The sequence below is a fragment of the Rhizobium altiplani genome, from assembly GCF_001542405.1.
GTDB classification, from domain to species: Bacteria; Pseudomonadota; Alphaproteobacteria; order Rhizobiales; family Rhizobiaceae; genus Rhizobium; species Rhizobium altiplani.
Genome location: NZ_LNCD01000086.1, coordinates 43098 through 60221, shown reverse-complemented (window position 1 = coordinate 60221; position 17124 = coordinate 43098). Strand labels below are relative to the sequence as shown.

22 protein-coding genes are annotated in these 17124 nt (G+C 61.1%); 7 read left to right on the top strand and 15 right to left on the bottom strand.

The genetic code is table 11. From position 1 onward, the window contains the following. Positions 1 to 5 precede the first annotated feature (5 nt). From AS026_RS21125 to AS026_RS21115, 3 genes are all read left to right on the top strand, one after another. Positions 6 to 974: an NAD-dependent epimerase/dehydratase family protein gene (locus tag AS026_RS21125; protein WP_025661023.1), complete on the top strand. Its 969-nt coding sequence runs from the start codon at positions 6 to 8 to the stop codon at positions 972 to 974. Between the two features lie 180 nt (positions 975 to 1154). Continuing rightward, on the top strand, positions 1155 to 1742 hold the full coding sequence (locus AS026_RS21120) for a DUF1214 domain-containing protein (RefSeq protein ID WP_025661024.1): 588 nt from the start codon (positions 1155 to 1157) through the stop codon (positions 1740 to 1742). Beyond that, the gene (locus AS026_RS21115; RefSeq protein WP_025661025.1) at positions 1735 to 2289 is read left to right on the top strand and encodes a DUF1254 domain-containing protein; all 555 of its coding nucleotides are present in this window, start codon (positions 1735 to 1737) and stop codon (positions 2287 to 2289) included. The genes AS026_RS21120 and AS026_RS21115 overlap by 8 nt, the downstream gene beginning before the upstream one ends. A 10-nt stretch (positions 2290 to 2299) precedes the next feature. Here the strand turns inward: AS026_RS21115 and AS026_RS42390 are convergent, their stop codons facing one another. Continuing rightward, a complete protein-coding gene (locus AS026_RS42390; RefSeq protein ID WP_018860035.1) occupies positions 2300 to 2467 on the bottom strand; it encodes a hypothetical protein in 168 nt (55 codons plus the stop codon). Positions 2468 to 2989: 522 nt separating this feature from the next. On the opposite strand from AS026_RS42390, the gene AS026_RS21110 reads away from it, so the two are divergent. Together AS026_RS21110 and AS026_RS21105 are read left to right on the top strand one after the other, a co-directional pair. Next, the gene (locus AS026_RS21110; RefSeq protein WP_062371566.1) at positions 2990 to 3196 is read left to right on the top strand and encodes a hypothetical protein; all 207 of its coding nucleotides are present in this window, start codon (positions 2990 to 2992) and stop codon (positions 3194 to 3196) included. Positions 3197 to 3371: 175 nt separating this feature from the next. Next, complete coding sequence (locus AS026_RS21105) at positions 3372 to 4382, top strand: DUF2336 domain-containing protein (RefSeq protein WP_062371564.1); 1011 nt, start codon at positions 3372 to 3374, stop codon at positions 4380 to 4382. A 6-nt stretch (positions 4383 to 4388) separates the two neighbouring features. Here the strand turns inward: AS026_RS21105 and AS026_RS21100 are convergent, their stop codons facing one another. From AS026_RS21100 to AS026_RS21090, 3 genes are read right to left on the bottom strand one after another with little or no spacing between them, the layout of a single operon-like run. Then, the gene (locus AS026_RS21100; RefSeq protein WP_025661028.1) at positions 4389 to 4745 is read right to left on the bottom strand and encodes a DUF1491 family protein; all 357 of its coding nucleotides are present in this window, start codon (positions 4743 to 4745) and stop codon (positions 4389 to 4391) included. Positions 4746 to 4798: 53 nt separating this feature from the next. Next, positions 4799 to 5731 carry a peptidoglycan-binding domain-containing protein gene (locus AS026_RS21095; protein ID WP_062371562.1) on the bottom strand — a complete coding sequence of 311 codons (933 nt, stop codon included), beginning with the start codon at positions 5729 to 5731 and terminating at the stop codon, positions 4799 to 4801. Next, the gene (locus tag AS026_RS21090) at positions 5703 to 7235 is read right to left on the bottom strand and encodes a sensor histidine kinase (RefSeq protein WP_037217279.1); all 1533 of its coding nucleotides are present in this window, start codon (positions 7233 to 7235) and stop codon (positions 5703 to 5705) included. Before AS026_RS21090 ends, AS026_RS21095 begins: the two co-directional genes overlap by 29 nt. Before the next feature lie 459 nt (positions 7236 to 7694). Here AS026_RS21090 and AS026_RS21085 point away from each other — a divergent pair, with 459 nt between their 5' ends. Both AS026_RS21085 and AS026_RS21080 read left to right on the top strand, forming a co-directional pair. Then, positions 7695 to 8189 (top strand): DUF5330 domain-containing protein, encoded by a 495-nt coding sequence (locus AS026_RS21085; protein WP_062371597.1) that lies wholly within the window; start codon positions 7695 to 7697, stop codon positions 8187 to 8189. Positions 8190 to 8392: 203 nt separating this feature from the next. Continuing rightward, positions 8393 to 8815, top strand: a complete 423-nt coding sequence (locus AS026_RS21080) for a SufE family protein (RefSeq protein WP_026372173.1) — start codon at positions 8393 to 8395, stop codon at positions 8813 to 8815. A 16-nt stretch (positions 8816 to 8831) separates the two neighbouring features. Here AS026_RS21080 and AS026_RS44605 read toward each other — a convergent pair whose 3' ends face one another. From AS026_RS44605 to AS026_RS21030, 11 genes are all read right to left on the bottom strand, one after another. Further along, positions 8832 to 9278, bottom strand: a complete 447-nt coding sequence (locus AS026_RS44605) for a DUF6456 domain-containing protein (protein ID WP_425349824.1) — start codon at positions 9276 to 9278, stop codon at positions 8832 to 8834. Continuing rightward, positions 9269 to 9628 carry a hypothetical protein gene (locus tag AS026_RS44600; protein WP_425349823.1) on the bottom strand — a complete coding sequence of 120 codons (360 nt, stop codon included), beginning with the start codon at positions 9626 to 9628 and terminating at the stop codon, positions 9269 to 9271. The genes AS026_RS44605 and AS026_RS44600 overlap by 10 nt, the downstream gene beginning before the upstream one ends. Beyond that, positions 9621 to 9965, bottom strand: a complete 345-nt coding sequence (locus AS026_RS21070; protein ID WP_082728566.1) for a helix-turn-helix domain-containing protein — start codon at positions 9963 to 9965, stop codon at positions 9621 to 9623. Before AS026_RS21070 ends, AS026_RS44600 begins: the two co-directional genes overlap by 8 nt. Before the next feature lie 212 nt (positions 9966 to 10177). Next, positions 10178 to 10609, bottom strand: a complete 432-nt coding sequence (locus tag AS026_RS21065; RefSeq protein WP_018859452.1) for a Ros/MucR family transcriptional regulator — start codon at positions 10607 to 10609, stop codon at positions 10178 to 10180. 441 nt (positions 10610 to 11050) lie between these two features. Beyond that, the gene (mnhG, locus tag AS026_RS21060; protein ID WP_025661034.1) at positions 11051 to 11383 is read right to left on the bottom strand and encodes a monovalent cation/H(+) antiporter subunit G; all 333 of its coding nucleotides are present in this window, start codon (positions 11381 to 11383) and stop codon (positions 11051 to 11053) included. Then, entirely contained in the window at positions 11380 to 11757 is a 378-nt protein-coding gene (locus AS026_RS21055) for a cation:proton antiporter (RefSeq protein WP_025661035.1), read from the bottom strand. Before AS026_RS21055 ends, mnhG begins: the two co-directional genes overlap by 4 nt. After that, positions 11754 to 12227: a Na+/H+ antiporter subunit E gene (locus tag AS026_RS21050; RefSeq protein WP_025661036.1), complete on the bottom strand. Its 474-nt coding sequence runs from the start codon at positions 12225 to 12227 to the stop codon at positions 11754 to 11756. The genes AS026_RS21055 and AS026_RS21050 overlap by 4 nt, the downstream gene beginning before the upstream one ends. Continuing rightward, a complete protein-coding gene (locus AS026_RS21045) occupies positions 12224 to 13780 on the bottom strand; it encodes a Na+/H+ antiporter subunit D (RefSeq protein WP_062371560.1) in 1557 nt (518 codons plus the stop codon). Before AS026_RS21045 ends, AS026_RS21050 begins: the two co-directional genes overlap by 4 nt. After that, positions 13781 to 14158, bottom strand: a complete 378-nt coding sequence (locus tag AS026_RS21040; protein WP_025661038.1) for a Na+/H+ antiporter subunit C — start codon at positions 14156 to 14158, stop codon at positions 13781 to 13783. It abuts the gene before it with no gap. After that, positions 14158 to 14577 carry a Na(+)/H(+) antiporter subunit B gene (locus AS026_RS21035; RefSeq protein ID WP_062371558.1) on the bottom strand — a complete coding sequence of 140 codons (420 nt, stop codon included), beginning with the start codon at positions 14575 to 14577 and terminating at the stop codon, positions 14158 to 14160. Before AS026_RS21035 ends, AS026_RS21040 begins: the two co-directional genes overlap by 1 nt. Then, a complete protein-coding gene (locus AS026_RS21030) occupies positions 14574 to 16952 on the bottom strand; it encodes a putative monovalent cation/H+ antiporter subunit A (RefSeq protein WP_062371556.1) in 2379 nt (792 codons plus the stop codon). Before AS026_RS21030 ends, AS026_RS21035 begins: the two co-directional genes overlap by 4 nt. Positions 16953 to 17124: the final 172 nt, after the last annotated feature.

Genomic DNA, 17124 nt, shown 5'->3' with positions numbered 1-17124 from the left:
CGATCATGTCACGCATCGTCATCATCGGAGGGAGTGGCCACGTCGGAAGCTATCTGGTGCCAGCGCTTGTCGAGCGCGGCCATCAGGTCGTCAATGTGAGCCGTGGCACAGCAAAACCCTATCGCCCCCACTACGCATGGGGTGAGATCGAGAACGTCGCGCTCGATCGCGCGGCCGAGGAGAAAGCCGGCCGGTTCGGCGCCAAGATCGCAGATCTAAGGCCTGATATCGTCGTCGATATGATATCGTTCGACCTATCCAGTACACGGCACGTGGTGGAGGCCCTCCGAGGAAAGGTTGGCCATTACCTGTTCTGTAGCTCGATCTGGGTCTATGGCCGCCTTTTTGCGATCCCCTCGACCGAGACCGATCCGCCCAATCCGATAGACGCCTACGGGAGGGGCAAGGCCGAGTGCGAAGCCTGGCTCACGCGGGAGGCGCACGTCACCGGCTTTCCCGCGACCTGTTTCCGTCCTGGCCATATCGTCGGCGAAGGCTGGAATCCGATCAACCCGATCGGAAACGCGGATCCGGAAGTCTTTTCGCTGATTGCCCGTGGCGATGAACTCGTCTTGCCGAACCTCGGACTTGAAATGGTCCATCACGTCCATGCTGATGACGTGGCTCGCTGGATCATGTGTGCGATCGAGAACCGGTCGGCTTCAATCGGCGAAGTCTTCAACACGGTATCGGAACAAGCGTTGACCCTGCGGGGCTACGCGGAAACGGCTTATCGCTGGTTCGGAAAGGAGCCGCGCATCGCTTACAAGCCCTTTGAAGAATGGTTTGCCGATCTCGGCGAGTATGCCGAAAGCAGTCGCGGGCACGTGATCCGAAGCTCGTGCCACTCAATTGAAAAGAGCCGAAACCGCCTGGGCTACACACCGCGGTACACGAGCTTGGAGGCAGTGCACGAAGCTGTGCGGGCGCTGATAGCTTCCGGAAAAGTCGTCGCGGCGGGCGCCGATCTTTGAAAATCGCTTGATGCCAAAAGTCTGGACGCTGATCCAGCTATCGAAAATCAGTCGGCCTTTCGAATGGTCCAGCGTTGATCCGTTTTGGCCGGGATATGCCGCCGATACCGCCCTGCACCATTCCGCCTAGCTAGAATCAGTGGTAACCCTTTCAACTGATTTGTTTCTCAAGGGCGCATAGTGTTTCGGTTTCCTCTCTTCATAGCGATGACTCTGATTATCGCCTTTGGTGGCGGGATCATGATTTCGCTCTACGCGCTGGATGCGACGGCCGGCTTCGGCGCGATCAAGCTCGGCGCCTGGGAAGCCTTCCCCGAGCTACAAACCGAAAGCGCCGACCCCTATGCGAAATCGCACCGGGCGCGTGCCGGACGCCTGCTTTACGGAAACGCCGAAGGCCTGATGTTTACCGCCAAGGTCGATGACGCCGGCGACCGGCTGAATGCCGGCTGCAGCTACCGTATCACGGGGCAGACGCCGCCCGCCCGCATCTGGACGCTGTTTACCGCAGACAACAGCGGCAATCCTGCCTCGCTGCGACCAGGGCTTCCCGGCGCGCTGAATTCCTGGACGGTGCTGCGGCAGCCCGACAGCAGCTTCACGATCGACATTTCCGCGCACGCCCGACCGGGAAACTGGCTAGCGCTGCCGGCGGCGGGTACCTTCCAACTCGTCCTGACCCTCTTCGATACCCCGACAGCCGGCAGCTCCGGCGTTATCGACCTTGCGATGCCGAAGCTTCAGAAAACCGGATGCGGCAATGCTTAGGATCCTGTTTGCCATCCTCGCGGGACTTTTCGGGGCGGCACTCTTGCACCTCGTCATCATTCTTTCGCTGCCGCACTTTACCGGCAAGGACGCCGCCACCCGCGTCGCCTCCGAGGGCGATCTCGACAAGTTCTACCTGCTTGGGTCGACGGACGATGCCGCGGGACTTTCCAACGATGACCCTTTTGTCCGCACTGCTGTCTGCTCGTTCGACATTGAGGAAAATCCGGTCCGCCTGACGGCCAAGGGCAATGTGCCGTTCTGGTCTGTCGCGCTCTATGACGAGGCTTCGAACGAGGTCTTCAGCATGAACGACAGAACGTCTGTGGGGGGAGCGCTCGACATTCTGGTCGGAACGCCGATCCAGTTGACAGAGCTTCGCAAGGCTTTGCCGCCTGACCTGCAGAAAACCATTCTCGTGGAAAGCACGCGTTCGGAAGGCTATGTGGTGCTGAGGACATTGGCGCCCCAGGCGAGCTTCGACGCAGCCGCGCGGAACTTCCTCGCGGAGGCCGGCTGCGACGAATATGCCGGCCCCTCGGATTGAAGCAATAAGTCTATTTCTTTGCCCGCGAAATGCGAGGCGCCGGGGAACGCTTCGAGCTTTCCGTCAGGCGCTCGTAACGCACGCCCGTGAAAAGGAGGATCTGTGCCTCGACTGGTTTCCTGCCCTTGCGGCGTTGCGTCTGAGACAGACGGTCCGCCAATGCGACGACTATTGCCATTCTCGTCTCCATGCACGGCCCGAGACGGATGAACTGCGGAATCTCACCCTGCCCGCCTATGCGAGCCAGCGCGTCCTGTAGAACCCGAAACCGGGCTCCGAGGCATTCGCGCCTTTCTCACGGCACCTGTTTGAAATACCGTGATGTGAAACCGGACGACCGAAGCACTCGATCGCCGTTCATACCCGAATTGAGACATACGACAGTTAACAGATCGTTAATTTCATGCCTGGACGTTAGCTATTTGCACGACGTCTTATAAACGCGCTGAGTCCCCATTTGGTTTCAAACTTCTCATAAGAAGTTTCAACCGACAATGTCGCGCCGATATTAGCATTAATTCATATACTTAACGGAGGTTGTGTCGGCGATGGCGGCCCCATTACAGCTCCGTGGTTTCTCGTCACAAAAATATCAATTGCGATCCTCACCAATACCGGTAAAGTTGTGTCATCGGCCACGGGTCCGTGGCCAGGCGGCGGGGCGCCGTCTTCCGCTTATTGCGGACAGGGAGGGGTTAAAATGTCTTTGTTTATCGGTTCGACATTCTCTCCCGAGGACCTTGACGTGCTGCGCCATGCCCTCGATGCGTGGTGTGCGGAAAAGCGGATCGACATCAAGAGCGCCGAAGCCCAGATGGCAGCGTCCGCTGCGCTTGACCTCTATCAGTCCGGGAACAATAGCGCCGAGAGGCTTTTGGCGGCGCTGCGCGGACACAAGGGGCTTTAGTCACTCCGTCCCGCGGTCGTCATACGGTGAAGCCTTTCGGTACAAATTGAATAAAGTCTTTAGCAAGCGTTAACCCTGCCCATGTAGGATTTGTTCATAACCTATGTGGGGTAAGGGGCGTCCCTTCACGTCCAGTCCTGCGACATCCCTTTTTGCGTTTCCAGGGTGTGTTCTTGTGCGTGACCGGTTCCGAGACCTAGAGGCCCCATCCGCCAGCCGGAAGAAGGACGTGGTTCTCATGGCGACCGTCAGCAGCTTCGAGGGATTGCAGCCGCCAACCCGCTCCGAACTGCGCCAATTCGCCGAACTCTTCACGCCGCTGTTCCAGGCCTCCTCTCTCGAGGCAAAGCGTCAGGCCGTGGCAGCCCTTTCCCAATGCCCGCAGATTCCAGCCGCCGTCGCGCTTTTCGTCGGCTGCCAGTCGATCGACATTGCAGCGCCGTTCCTCACCTCCTCGCCGGCGATCGACGACGAGACCTTGATCACCATTGCGCGCACCCAGGGCAGCGCACACATGAAGGCGATCGTCAGCCGGGATGCGCTTTCCCCGCGGGTCATCGACGCGCTGGTCGGCCTGCGTCAGGCGGAACAGCGTCTGGCAGCTCCGGCTGAGGTCGAAACTGGCATCGTACCATCCGAACCGCCGGTTCCGGCTTCCCTCGAGGAAGCCGAGGCTGCAGCGCGCCGCGCGAGTGAAGAGGAGATACGCAATAGAATCCGGGAGTTGGCACGTCATGTCAGCCGCCCGGAAGGCGATCGCCTCGGGCTGCGTAACCTGTCGCCGATCCAGGCCGCACTCCTCGTCCGCTTTGCCCGCAATCGCGAAGCGGCGCTCTTTGCCAAGGCGCTTGCCAGCGGGCTTTCGGCAAGCCGCTGGCTTGCAGAGCGCATTATGCTCGATATCTCCGGTCAGCAACTGGCGACCACGCTCATCAGTCTCGGCCTGGACTTCCGCGACGCCGTCTTTGTGCTCGAAAAGCTCTACCCGCACCTTGCGGAACCGCAGCATGGCGTCACGCGCGCATGGATGGTGCTGGACAGTCTCGATCTGGAAGAGTGCAACGCCCGCGTCGACGCCTGGCGCCGCGCCGACAGCTATACCTACCTGCCCGAAGGAACAGAAACGGCGCAAGCCGCCCATGAGGAACCGCCCGCCCAGGACAGGCGCATCATCCGTACACGCTGACTTTGACTAGAGCGGGTTCTCGCGCCCGTCGCCAAGCGGAACGATATCCCCGAGCTCATCGGCTTCAAGCTCGACGATCCAGAGGTCCGGGTCGAACTTCCGCTCACGCTCGAGCATTTCCCTGACCCGATCAGGCTTTTCGCGCGTCAGCCGTTTCTCGAATAGGCGCTCCCCGCTCGTCTCGTCGTCGAAGAGGCTTTGCGGCGCTGGGCCGTAGAGCGTCTCAAGACCATCGCGGAAGTGCTGGCGAATGAAGATGGCGCCCGCCTCGTCGGCGCCCTTTGCCTCGACAGCGGCAAAATCACCTTTGGCAAAAACCCGGCGCAGGAGGGCGGAGACGAAAATATCGGTGCGTAATCTCATCGGCGAGCTATAGCAGACAAACGGCAAGCGGCAATGCTTGGCATTGCCGGGCTTCAGAGCGCGCCGATCTCCTTGAGCTTCTTCAAGACCGCTTCGCTCGGCTCGCCATTCTCGGGAAGGTTGTAGTGCTTCTGGAAGTGGCGAATGGCGGTGCGGGTCTGTTCTCCCGGCACACCGTCAACGCCGACATTGGCGTAGGCCATGTTGCTGAGGCCCTTCTGGATCTTCAGGACGAGATCCACAGTCGACAACTCCGCGGATGGTGCGGCTTTCTTTGCAAGTGTCGGCGCGGTCTTCACACTCTTTTCGGCGCTGCGGATGGCGGCGGCGACAGGATCCTCGGCGGATGCCTTCGAGGTGATGTCTTCGCGCGGCTTTTCCAGCGGGATCGCCGAGGGGCCGACCGAGTCGGTTCTGAGCGCTGCCAGCATATCTGGCGTTGCGTCGCCCGTCTGCGGCATGCCCACGGTTTCTTCGAAGAAGAGGATCGCCGCACTGGTGCGCGGGCCGATGACCCCATCCGGAGTGCCGTTGTAAAGGCCACGCCGGACCAGTTCGGTCTGGATGTCCATGACGATCTGGCTCGGCTGCTGCCCGCCGGGAGCGACTGGCGGCGTCGCATTGGTCTGCGTGACGTCGGCCTCGTCCTGCCGCTGGATCTTGAAGGTGGTGACATTCCCGCTTTGCTCCTCGATGACCGGGCGACCGCCGAGCACATTCGGAAAGAGCGGATCGCGGGTGCGCAGGAACGGGTGCGGATGCGCCCCTGGCTGATACCAGAGCGCGTTTGCGGCGACGAAGCTGAAGATGACAAGGAAGGCTGCCGTACCGCCGGCAACCGACGGGTTGCGGCCGATCACGCCGCCAAGCACGCTTGCGCCCTGCAGCCCGATACCGCCGACCATGGTTGCCCCTGTGAGAAGGAGGCTCGGCCGTTTCTGTCGGCCTCTCCGTCCCTTAGGCGATTTTCGCTTGCTCGCGGCCATCGAAAAGCCCCTCTTCCAAAACGCCCGCTAGCGCCGGCACAGCCTTCAGTCGCGGCGGAAACTCGACAAGATCGTTGCGGGCAGAACCCACAGCCGGAATGCCAGAGCCATCCGCTGCAATGGAAATCGTAATGATCGTACCGGCGCCCGGCGTGCTGGCGATTGCGAAGTCGCCGCCATGCAGCGCCACCAAGCCCTTCACCAACGACAGGCCGAGTCCCGTTCCCTCGAATCGGCGGCTATAGTCGTTCTGGATCTGGACAAAAGGTTGGCCGAGCGTTTCCAGCTTGTCGCCGGGAATGCCGATGCCGGTGTCGCTCACGCAGAGGCTCAGAATGCCGTCGCGCATCGACGCGTCGATCGAGATCGCACCGCCCGCATCGGTGAATTTCACGGCATTGCCAACCAGATTGATCAGGATCTGCTGGATCGCGCGCTGATCGGCCACGACCTCGTCGAGACCGCGCTGCACTCGGCTTGTCAGCGATACACCCTTGGACTTCGCCTGCAGCGCCAGCATGGCCTCGCAGGAACGAACGACTGATGCAATGTCGAAGGGTTCGAGACAAAGCTCATAGCGCCCCGCTTCGATCTTGCTCATGTCGAGCATGGTGTTGACGACGGAGAGCAGGTGCGCGCCGGATTCCCTGACAAGGCCGACATATTCCCGCTGGCGGTCGTTTTCGAGCTTGCCGAAATACTCGCCGAGCAGGATGTCGGAGAAGCCGAGGATGGCGTTGAGCGGTGTGCGCAATTCGTGGCTGACGGCGGCAAGGAACCGCGATTTTGCATCGTTTGCCGAGCGGGCGTCGGCGGCGCGGTTCTGCGCCTCCTGCCGTAACTGCTGCTCCACCGAGACATCGCGTAACTGGGCAATCACGCTGAAGAGCGTGCCCTCGCCGTCCTGCCGCGCGGTCATATCCATACGCAGGTAGGCAAACTGCCTGTTGTCACGCGAAACCGAAGGGCGCTCCAGCCGCAGATCGACCGCGGCAGTCGCCTCACCCTGGCGAAGCTGATCCAGCGCCTGCAGGAAAAGGATGCGGTCAGAGACATGTATCTGATCGACAAAGCCCTTGTCGATCGGATCACGCATCCAGGCGAGATATTCGCGCTTGTCACGACCGCCGACGGCAGTGACGTTGCCCTGCGGATCCAGGAAGAAGGCGAGACCGGCGGTTGCTTCCATGAAAAAGTCTTCGGCGACAGGCGCGGCAATCGGCGCTGTTGCCGTACCCTGACGCGACAGGGCAATGCTGCCCACCGCAGAAAACAGGAAGGCCGCGCAGACGGTTGCGACACCGACGGGTAGCGCAATGGCAGGACTGGTCACAGAAGAGAGCCCAACGGGGACCGCGACGAGAGCCGCCGACGAAAGCAGCGCCAAGCGGCGCAGGATCATCAATTCACGCTGGCGCACGGCTGTGCCCCCTCCTGTCCGGGAGAGCCAGCTTTCCACCGCCCGGTCCACGAGGGCTGCCGCCCGCTCTGCGATCTTACTCATTACACGCACGCAATACCCGCCCAAAAAAGGCTTTTTACCAGGGCCGACAATAGGCCTTGGGCGCTTAAGGAAAGGATAAGGGAAAAGCCGCCTCCACACCGCAGAAGAGCGAAATGTCCCGTTTTTGGACATATGGAAGCGGCTTTGTTTTTTACGGTTAACGGGCGGTAAGCGACGGATTTCGCTCACATTTCAGCTTGCTGTTAACCTTTGTGGCAGCTCTGCCGCAAGGTTTGCCTGCAATTACAGGAGGAGGCCGATGACATGCTTAACAGCGGTCGCTACAATTTGACCGAAATGCGGTGCAAATCCCGTTCATTAAAATTCGAACTAAATTTGAGGCAAATGCCGACGAGTTTTGAAAACTGGCATTCGCAACTCCGCTCTAAGGTCAAGCACACCGGAAGACCGGACCGATTCGGCGGTAAGACCGAACGGGAAAACAGGATGGCAACGACGATGTGGTTTCTGATCAAAGGATCATTCTGGTTCGGGCTTGTGCTCGTGTTGCTGTCGTTCTTCAGCGGCGAGAGCTCGACCCGCTCGCAGCCGACATTGCAGTTTTCCGACGCCTTTGTCGCGGCGACAGGCGCCTATGACTACGTGACAGGCATGTGCGGCGAGAAGCCGGAGGTCTGCGTCAAGGGTGCGGAGACCATGGCCGCGCTCGGCCACCGGGCCCGCGAAGGCGCCCGTGTCGCCTATGAGCTGCTGGACAGCCGTTTCGGTGACGACAACGCCGCCAAGCCTGCTGTCGCACCCAATGCGCCGATCACTCCCGTCGCGGCACTTGCGCCCTCCCATGCCGAGGCTCAGGCCGAGGCACAGGAACGCACCGCAGCGCTGAACCAGCCGATGCCCTATCGCCCGCCGGTTGACGACGGCGATGAAAGCCTTTCCGACACCGTGACGACGGGCACCATTCCGCTGCCGACGCCGCGTCCGGCCACCTGAGAATTCCGCGGGATTTTCCGCGACCAAGCTTGCACCGGAGATCCGCAAGCCGCGGAATGTCCCGTGCCTGACGTGCCTGCCCTGTTTATTTCCAGCTTTTGCTGCGCCGCGAGGATGCCCATCCTCCGCGGCGTTTCTTTTTAATGGTTCAAATCTGGCCGCGTTTCACCTATATGAAACCTGATAACGAAAGGCCACAATACATGACGTCCCTCGAGCAGATCATTGACGACTTCTCCTTCCTCGACGACTGGGAAGATCGCTATCGCTATGTGATCGAGCTCGGAAAGGCGCTTCCGGACCTTCCCGACGACAAGAAGACATCGGCCAACAAGGTGATGGGCTGCGCCAGCCAGGTCTGGCTCGTAACGCACACCGCGGGGGATCCGGACAATCCCGTCATGACCTTCGAGGGCGACTCCGACGCGCATATCGTGCGCGGGCTCGTGGCCATCGTTCTTGCAACCTATTCCGGCAAGACGGCATCGGAGATCGCGGCCCTCGACGCCTTCGACGTATTCTCGAAGATCGGCCTCGTCGAGCATCTCTCCTCGCAGCGCGCCAACGGCCTGCGCTCGATGGTCAACCGCATCCGCGAGGAAGCCCGCGTACGCGCGGTGGCCTAAGCAACCACCCGCCTCATCACGAATAGAGTTCGGGCCTGTAGCCCTCCGCACCCCAATGCTCCACGCGCGATCGGCGCGAGGGCGCCGGCGGTTTGTAATGCCGGGAGAGCGCCATCAGGGCCGTGCGCAGCATCAGTTTGGCCGATCGCGCCGGCCATTGGCGCTCGCGCTCGACGGTCTCCAACCCCTTCATGAAGCAGCAGACATCAAGCGCCACGCCGGCAAGTTCCGGTCCCATCGCTTCCAGCGCACGATTGACCGCGACGCGGGCGGCGATGGCGCTATCGGCAAGGTCCGCCATGCCGCCGCGTTCTCCTTTCGCACGGCTTGCCTGTTGCGGTTCCCAGGAGGCAGTGATGCGCGGCTGCAGCTGGCCGCGCGTGAAACCGGCAAGCAGCCTTTCCCCGGCTGCAAGCGCCTCATTCGGGAGGAATGGCCGGCCACTCCTCTCCTTCAGTCGCACAAGGCTTGAAAGCGGCGATTCCTCCCGGTTGATCCGAAGGGCTGCGGGCCGCCGTCCACATCTGCCACGGCATGGCCGCTTGCGCCGTGCTGCTCGATGAAGGCTTCCTCCCTCATGGAGGCGGCACGCCTGAGATAGGAGCGTGCGGCCGGACATAAGCCGTTCCGCCCGCCTGCCCGGCGGACCAGCCCGGCAGACACGGCCTCGGCCAGCAGACCCTCGGAAACGATGTGAAGCGAGGCGTCATCTGACTGCAGCGACCGGGCAGAACCCTCGCATGCCTGCTCCCGCGCCTGGCCACGTGCCAGAAACCTCAGAAGTTTTACCATGGCTCTGTTCGCATCACTCATTGCCGAGCACTCCGTTCGAACGAAATACAGACGTGACGGTCCGCTCGACGACCGCGACGAATTCGTCGAACGCTGGATCGTCGCGGCGATCCTCGACCACGTGGCAGGCATGGCCAACTGTCGTACGGTCACGGCCGAAGGCTGCGGCGATCTCATAAAGCGGGATCTGAAGGGCGACATGGCAAACATACATGGCGATCTGCCTGATATGGCAGAGCGTGCGGCGCCGGTCCCGACGCATCTGGATCCGATGGCTGGCAAGCATGACCATCTCGGTGACCGCCTCGGGAAAGGATGGCGCGGAGGCGCCTGGCAAAGTGAAATTGGCAATCGGCATATGAACACTCCTACGAATAGGACTTATTTCCTATGCTCTACACGGCTGCGAGTACGAACAAAAACGCGACGGCGCAATTTTCTGCTGATCCCATTGTTCATTTTCTTTAACAGGCGAAAACAAATAGGATTATTTTCCCCATTTCTTCCCCGACCAAAAACACAAAAGCCGGGCTTCCGCCCGGCTCTACAGGATCAAATCCTTGGCAACGATCAGCCGCGGCCGCGCTTGCGACGCTGGCCGAGCCCCATTTCCTTTGCGAGGCGCGAGCGCGCTTCGGCATAGGCCGGCGCTACCATCGGGTAGTCGACGGGGAGCTCCCATTTCTCGCGGTACTCTTCCGGCGAGAGATTGTGGTGGGTCATCAGGTGACGCTTGAGCGACTTGAAGTTGCCGCCGCACTCCAGGCATGTGATCTGTTCATCCTGAACGGATTTACGCACCGATACAGCCGGCTTCTGCTTCTCGACAACCGCCGTTGCAGCTTGCGGCGTCGACGTATTGCTAAGTGCCGAATGCACGTCAGAAATCAGGTTAGCGAGATCGCCAACCGGGACCACGTGGTTGCTGACATAGGCGGCAACAATATCTGCGGTGAGCTCGACCAGCAACTCCGGCCCGCTACCGGCTGCAGTATCCGTCATAATACGTTTCTCCTGTTTCAATGCTCCAAAGGTCTAAGCCTCGTCAGCCAAGACCGTCATCGTAGAGCCAACAGCAAAAAACCCAGGCTACGGCAACCTGTTTCGAAAAACTGAAATCCACCCCTAGATTCCTGAGGCCGAAACCCGTTCTTATACTGCCCGATTTCGAATTAGTACGCTACCACGCAGCCTTCTTCCTCAATTAAACACTGAAATCCAAAGCCAACGAGGAAATAAGCAACGTGATTCTAATTCAATATCAGAACTCTACTTGATCACCAATTATCACCGTTTTACGAAAACGCCAATTATTATTTCATATATATCTACCGAAAAATGTCTATTTCGCAAGAATTGCCTGCCACAAACCCAAACATTAACCATTAAGAAATCTGCAAAAGGGTGCAAAAATCAACTTAAAATACTGAATCGGAAGCGCTCTCATCTTTTGGCGAGGTCATCGCGCACCGATTGGGGGCCGAGGCGGTATCCAGACTGGTGCGCGGCCTTGGCAAGGAGGTGCGCCGCGACCGGCGCCGTCAGCAGGAAGAAGACGAAACCGGCGAGCGCCCGCGCAAAGACCGAAACCTCGCCCGCGGCGACACCGGCGGCGAAAAGCAGCATGCCGGAACCGACCGTTCCAGCCTTGGAAGCGGCGTGCATGCGCGTGTAGAGATCCGGCAACCGCACGACGCCGAGTGCGGCAACGAGCGCAAACAACGAACCGGCCAGCAAAAGGAAAGCGACAACAAGCGCTATCGCATAGTCCATCATTTCTTGCCCTTCCTGCCATTCTTGTCGCTGCGTTTGGCCGCGACTTTGGGCTTTTTCGGGGCACGCGCCTTTTTTTCGCTGTGCCGTTCCGCGACAGGAGCGCGCGACATCACGAAACGCGCGAAGGCGACCGTTGCCAGAAAGGCGACGAGTCCCAGCGAAATGGCGATGTCGATATAGAGGCTGAAGCCCGTCTTGACCGCCAATACGGCGATGAAGCCGATTGCCGTGCCTGACAGTGTATCGAGCGCCAGGATCCTGTCGGGCAGCGTCGGCCCGACGAGGACCCGCCATCCCGCCAGGAGAAAGGCAACCCCGAGGATGACCAGGGCAACCGCGGCGGCCGTGGACATGATGGCAAACGGGGAGATCATCGAAATGCCTCCATGATCCGGCGCTCGAAACCGTTGGCGATATCGCGCTTGGTCGCCTCGGGATCGGCGCAATCCAGCGCATGCACGTAAAGCGTCTTGCGATCGTCGGAGACATCGACCGACAGCGTGCCCGGCGTCAGGGTGATCATGTTGGCTAGAAGCGTGATCTCGAAATCGCGGTCGACGGTCAGCGGAAAGGCGAAGATGCCGGGTTGTAGCCGCATGTTGGGCGTCAGCACCGTGACGGCGACCTTCCAGGCCGAGATCGCCAACTCCTTGAGAAACAGAAGGGCAAGCCGCACGATCGCGAAGGACCGGCGAAGATATCCCCGGCTGCCATAGGGTTCGCGGATGATGGACAAGCACAGGGCGCCGATCGCAAAACCGAAGAGGAGGTTGTGCGGCGACGCGCTGCCGGTAACGGTCGCCCAGGCAATGGCGAGCAGCACGTTCAGCAACAGGGCGATCATGGCATCCCTCCATCCGGGAAGACCGACTGCAGATAAGCTGTCGGATCGATGAGGCCGGTCGCCGCAGCCTGCGCCATGTCCAGCAGCTGTTCGGGCAGGATGCCGAAAGCAACGACAATAGCTGTCAGGATGAAAAGCGGCAGCCCCGCCTGCCAGCTGATTGACACTGCCGCCTGCGGTGCCGTTGCCGGTCGCCAGTAGGCGAGCAGGAAGACGCGTCCGAATACGACCGTCAGCAGGAAGCCGCCGATCAGGATCGCGGCGGCCAGCCACCAGGCGCCGACGTCGATCGATGCTCTGACCAAAATCACCTTCGGCCAGAAGCCGGAAAAGGGCGGCAACCCACACGCGGCGACGAAGAGGATGAAAGAGAACGCGGCAAAACCGCCGCTCTTGCGATAGAGGCCGCCGAGCGCGGTCAGCGAGAAACTGCCGGCAAGGGCGGCAGCCTGCCCGGCGAGAAGATAGAGCGCCGTCATCAGCACCATCGAATGCAGCGCGTAGAAGATCGCGCCGGACAGGCCGCCGGGCGTGCCTAGCGCTATGCCGACCAGCATGTTGCCGATGCCCGAGATCACGACATAGCCGAGGAGCTTGCGGATATCGTCCTGCGCCAGCGCCCCAAGCGCGCCGACGACGATGGTCGCTGCCCCCACCGCCGCAATCAGAAGGCTCAATTGTTCGCGCTCGATCGGCAGCAGCATGACCATGACGCGAATGAGGGCGTAGACGCCGACCTTGGTCAGCAGACCGGCAAACAGTGCCGACACGACGATGCGCGGCGTATGATAGGAGGCCGGCAGCCAGAAGTTGACAGGAAAGGCAGCGGCCTTCATGGCAAAGGCCAGCAGCAAGAGGGCCGACAGGGTCATCAGCGGCGCGGTGTCGCGCACACTCTCCACCTTGCCAGCGATATCGGCCATGTTGAGCGTGCCGAAGACAGCGTAGACGATGCCGACCGAGATCAGGAACAGCGTCGTGCCGATCAGGTTCAGCACCGCATATTTCATGGCCCCGTCGATCTGCCCGCGCTCGGAGCCGAGGATCAACATCCCGAAGGACGAAATGAGAAGCACCTCGAACCAGACATAGAGGTTGAAGACGTCGCCTGTCAGGAACGCGCCGGAAACGCCTGCCATCAGAAGCAAAAGGAAGGGAAAGAAACCGTATCGGCGGCCGCTTTCGGTGACGTCCTTCAGTGCGAAGAGGCCGCCGGCAAGCGCGGCGATGGCGGCGGCCAGGGCCATCAGAGCGCCGAAGAGATCGACGGTGAAGGCGATCCCGAACGGCGGAAGCCAACGCCCCATGACCATGGTCAGCGGACCATCCGCGACGACCTTTGCCAATAGCGCGGCATCCAGCAACACCAGACCAGCGAGGCCCGGAATGGCGACCTGCGCCTGCAGCCGCAGCGAACCGCGCATCATCAGCAGCGCGGCGCCGAATGTAATACAGAGCGCCACGGGTGCAATGACGAGCCAGTTGGCGAGCGGCACAGGTGCCGTGACCATCGCAGACGAGAGATCGGTGATCGTGCTTACCGGAGCCGCCATCTAGTACCCCATCGGCGGCAGCGGTGGATCGACGGGTTCGGCGACACGCATTTCGTCGGTGTTGTCGGTGCCGATTTCCTGATAGGCGCGATAGGTCAGCACCAGCAGGAAGGCGAGGAAGGAAAACGAAATGACGATCGCCGTCAGGATCAGCGCCTGCGGCAGCGGATTGGCGGCGCCGTTAGGGAGCGTATCGAGGTTTGCCGCGATGATCGGCGGCACCTCGCGCGTCAAACGTCCTGCGGTAAACAGCAACAGGTTCACCGCGTTGCCGAGGACGGCGATCCCGAGCATGATCCGGATCGAGAATTTCGACAGCATCAGATAGATCGCGGCGGCGAAGAACAGGCCGACGAGGATCGCAAACAGCGGCTCCATCACTCGATCTCCCTTTCCTCAAGCGCCAGCGCGATCGAGGTGATGGCACCGACGACCACCAGGTAGACCCCGATATCGAAGAGCATGACGGTCGAGAGCGGCACCTCGACACCGGCTATCTCTGGATAGATCCACAGCCCGGTCATGAACGGCACGGCAAAGACGACCGACAGCAGACCGGCGGAGCAGGACATCAACAGTCCGGCCCCTGATATCGCCAGGGGATGGAAGACGATGGCGCGGCGCACGGCGCCGACGCCGCGGGCAATGCCGAAGATCGCCAGCGCCGAGGCGGCAATCAACCCACCGATGAAGCCGCCGCCCGGCTCGTTGTGGCCGCGCAGGAGCACAAAGACGGAAAAGAGCAGCATCAGAGCCGTCGACACCGGCGTGATCGTGCGGAAGATCAGCGTGTTCATGGGCGCTCGACTCCCAGATCCTCGGGCGCGTCAGGATCGTTTTCGGCAAGCTTGCGCTCAGTCTGCGCGCGGATGCGAATGAGGGCGAGGATCGCAAGGCCGGTGATGGCGACGACCGCGATCTCGCCTAGCGTATCGGTGCCGCGGAAATCGACGATGATGACGTTCACGACGTTGGCGCCGTGCGCGATGGTCTTTGAGTAAGTGTTGAAGAACTCCGTCAGCGCATTGTTGAACGGCCCCTGCGTGGCTTTCATCAGAAGCAGCGCGAAGCCAGAGCCGCAGGCGATCGCGATACAGCCGTCGAACATCTTCTGGCCGAGCGGCCGCCGATCGGTCGGCGACAATTGAAGGCGGGTCATGACAAGCGCCAGGATCACGACCGATAGGGTCTCCACCATGAACTGCGTGAAGGACAGGTCGGGCGCGCCGAACAGCAGGAAGATGATGGCGACGGAGAAACCCTGGATGCCAAGCGAGACGATCGCCGTCAGCCGGTCGCGCGCAATGACAACGCTGAACAGGCCAAGAACGGCGAGCAGGAAGATGGCCCATTCGTGGATCTGCACCTGCCGTGGCCAGACAGGCAGCGTCGGCATTTCGCCATAGAGCCAGAGGGGAACGAGCAGGATTGCGGCAAGGCAGAGGAAGGTGCAGGTGATGTAGAGTTCAAGTCGCCCCGGCTGGACGAACCGCGTTACGCGCATCGATAATCTAATCAGACCCACGATGAAGTAATCGAAGCCACGATCCGGTCCCGGTCCTAGCTTGCGCAGTACCGTCGCCATGGCCAGACGCGCCTGGTCTATCCGCCAATAAGCGAGCGTGCCTAGCGCAATCGTAAGAGCGGACAGAAGCAGCGGCAGGCCGACATGCGGGATAAGGGAAATCTCGAGCACGCTCGCCGATCCACGGATGGCGGATGCCGTTGGAGACGAGATGTAATGGTGCGCCGTTGCGGAGAACACCGCAGTCATCAGGCCCAATAGCGCCAGCAAGACAGGACCGACCCACAGCAACGGCGGTGCCTCATGCGGGTGCTTGGGCGTTGCAAGAACCGGTCCGAGAAACGGCTTTAGCGCCACAGCGAAGCCGACCGCGAACATCAGCGCATTACCTCCGACCGCAACCAGCGTAAAGACAATCGATCGCGGGTCCGCATGTGCCAGCGCGGCGTAAATCTCTTCCTTGGCGAGGAAGCCGAAGAACGGCGGCAGACCGCCCATGGAAATAGCCGCGGCGAGTGCTGCCGCAAAGGTCAGCGGCATCGCCGCTTTCAAGCCCCGCAGTCTGGTGATGTCGCGCGTGCCGGTCTCATGGTCGATGATGCCAGCAACCATGAACAGCGCACCCTTGAAGAGCGAATGCGCCATGAGGTAGAGCGCCGCGGCCTCTATGGCATAGGGCGCGCCGAAGCCGGTCAACAGCACGAGAAGGCCAAGCGAGGAAACGGTCGTATAGGCGAGTTGCAGCTTGAGATCGGTCTGGCGGATCGCAAGCAGCGTGCCGACGACCAGCGTCACGCCGCCGAAGAGCGGCAGCAAGGTCTCCCAGGCCGGTGTCCCGCCCATGACGGGATTGAGGCGCATCAGGAGATAGACGCCCGCCTTCACCATCGTTGCCGAATGCAGGTAGGCCGAGACCGGCGTCGGCGCCTCCATCGCGTTCGGCAGCCAGAAGTGAAACGGAAACTGCGCCGATTTGGTAAAGGCGCCACAGAGGATGAGGATCAGGATCGCCAGATAATATGGATTGCCACGCAGCAGATCGCCGGATTGCAGCAGCGTCGACAAATCAGTCGCGTTTGTCGTGCTCCAGATCAGGAGCAGGCCCGCCAGCAGCAGCAGGCCGCCACCGCCGGTAACGACGAGCGCCTGCAGGGCGGCGCGACGCGCTGCCTCGCGCTCGTGGTCGAACCCGATCAAGAGGAAGGAGGTAATCGACGTCAGTTCCCAGAAGATGAAGAGCATCAGCAGGCTGTCCGAGACGACGAGGCCGAGCATGGCGCCCATGAACAGGAAGATAAAGGAGAAGAAGCGCCCCTGATCCGGATGCCCCTTCATGTATCCGCCCGAATAGAGGACGATCAGCGTGCCGATCCCGGTAATCAGCAGCGCGAAGGTCAGCGAAAGACCGTCGAGCAGCCAGGAAAAGCGGAGGTCGAAGCTCGGCACCCAGGCATAGCCGCCTGTTATCACCTCGCCGCCCGCTATGACCGGCAGCAGGCTGGCGAAGTGCGCAAAGGCCAAAAGCGGCGCAAGCGCCAAGAGCCAAGCGGCGTTCGCCCCAAGGACGCGAACGAGAAAGGGAGCGAGAACGGCGCCGAGAAGTGGCAGACACAAGGCCGCAAATGTCAAAGCCGTGACACCGGCCATGTGCCCTCCTCTGCTGGCAGTGCTTCGTGGAGCCGGCGAAAGCCGGAAGTCCGTCAGGTTTACGAGAACAGGAGCGCGGTCACAAGTCTTGTTCGACCGGGAGCAACCGGCAGCGGCAGGATACTCACAGGGAACGGATCATCTCGGGTCGGTCAGCCCCTTGCAGTATCTT